Genomic DNA, 1,911 nt, shown 5'->3' with positions numbered 1-1,911 from the left:
GAAATATACAGCTGTTGCCAAGGAAGTAAAAGCCCGTCACACAACTGGACAACCTGTTTTAGTCGGAACTACTTCTATTTTGCAATCAGAAGAAGTAGCGAAATATTTAAAACAACTAGACTTGGAATTCCAACTGTTGAATGCAAAAAGCGTGGAGCAGGAAGTATTCTTGATTTCACAAGCTGGGCAATTAAACCAAATTACCGTTGCCACTAACATGGCTGGTCGAGGAACTGATATCGAACTGGGTGATGGTGTTTCTGATGTAGGCGGACTATTTGTCCTCGGAACTGAAAAGCATGAAAATCGTCGAATTGATAATCAATTACGCGGTCGCTCTGGACGCCAAGGCGATCCAGGTGAGTCTCAATTCTTTATTTCCCTCGAGGATGATATGTTCAAACGTTTTGCAAAAGATGATCTAGAGAAATTCAATAAAAAAGTGAAAACTGATAGCTTAGGTCTTGTCCTTGGTAAAGATGTTCATGAATTGACGGAACGTACACAGCGTATTGTCGAAGGATCTCATTTCTCCATGCGTGAGTACAACCTTAAATTGGATGATGTCATCAATGAACAACGAAAAGTCATTTATACCTTAAGAGACAAAGTGCTTGAAAGAAATGATTTAATTGATCAATTACACAAAATGTTGGATGAAACAGTCGAGTTTGTTGTAGGGGAAAGTTGCTCAGAAGACGAACTTTCTGCACACTGGAATTTCGACCAAATCGAACAAACGATGAATCAAATTCTTCTAGCACCTGTTTCATTGAATCGTTCTGTTTCTAAAGTGAAAGATATTATTAAACAACTTCAGCCGGCAGTAAATGAATTGAAAGATTACATGTCCACTTTCTCTGAGCAGCCTGAGGTTATGAATACCATTCCACAAGTGATGCTTGCCTACCTGGATTCGACATGGGTGCGACATTTAGAGGCGATGACCCGATTGAAAGAAGGCATCGGTTTACGTGCATATCAACAAGAAGACCCAATGCGCATTTACCAAAATGAAGGTCTGGAGCTTTTTGAAATGCATTACCAGGAGCTACGCCGTTCAATCGCTACCGAGATTATCAACTTTATGAAAATTATTTCAACTCGAGAGGAGACGATTTAATGGGCATTTTTTCGATTTTCAAGAAGACCGAAAAAACGGGTGCTGATAGTACCGTTGAGTCAACAGAGTTAGTTAATGGCACTGAACCGAGTGCTCAGTCGGAAGAAGTCACTACAGCATTGTCCCTTCATCCTGCTTGGGATGTACCAAAAGAACAACAATATGTATTCAGCTTCCTTTCGAATGAGCTTGAACCATTAAAACCAAATCAAATTTCTTTATCAGGCATCGATATTGAGCAAGACGACAATACACAAGCTTGGTTGGTTAAAGCATTTTTACGGACATCATTGGCCACTCCCATTACATTGAATACAGCTGAGCTCGTGCTGATCGATCAAAATGAACAAGTGGTGGCAGTAAAAGAATTCAATCTTGCGGAACTAGGTGAATTGCCTGCAACCAGTGCACGACCTTGGGTGTTTGTTTTTGAACAACCGACTTTAAAAGGAGAACTTCCTAAAGAAGGTTGGCGTTTAGCTTTCAACGTTCAATCGTTGGTACCACACAAGATCGAATTGGACGCAGCTTGGGAAGAAGCCCTAAGCGCCGAACAAAAAGATGGCTTAAAGAAAATTGTTGATTCCCTGCCTAAACTTCATGACAGAGAAGTAAACTTCAGTGGATTCCAGGCAAAAGTTCAGCCAGATGGTACACTTGCGGTCTCACTGTTTATTAGAAATGGGCACTCCCAGCAAATCACATTAGAGCAACTTCCACTGGAAGTGCTCGATGCGAATGGCAAAATTGTGGCACAAGGCGCATTTACGATTGATCAACTTAAGGTT

Annotated in this window: 2 protein-coding genes; both read left to right on the top strand. The window is 41.0% G+C overall.

Annotated features, from left to right (window positions below):
• On the top strand, window positions 1-1,123 hold a 1,123-nt coding region (locus tag AC1DSL_RS17685), incomplete at its 5' end, for a preprotein translocase subunit SecA (protein ID WP_477533236.1).
• Window positions 1,123-1,911, top strand: a 789-nt coding sequence (locus AC1DSL_RS17680) for an accessory Sec system S-layer assembly protein (RefSeq protein WP_477533235.1), incomplete at its 3' end; no start/stop codon positions are given. The genes AC1DSL_RS17685 and AC1DSL_RS17680, both read left to right, overlap by 1 nt.

Source organism: Paenisporosarcina sp. P4_D4, from assembly GCF_056401835.1.
The sequence above is the reverse complement of the archived record's forward strand: the minus strand, read 5'-3'. Positions and strand labels throughout refer to the sequence as shown.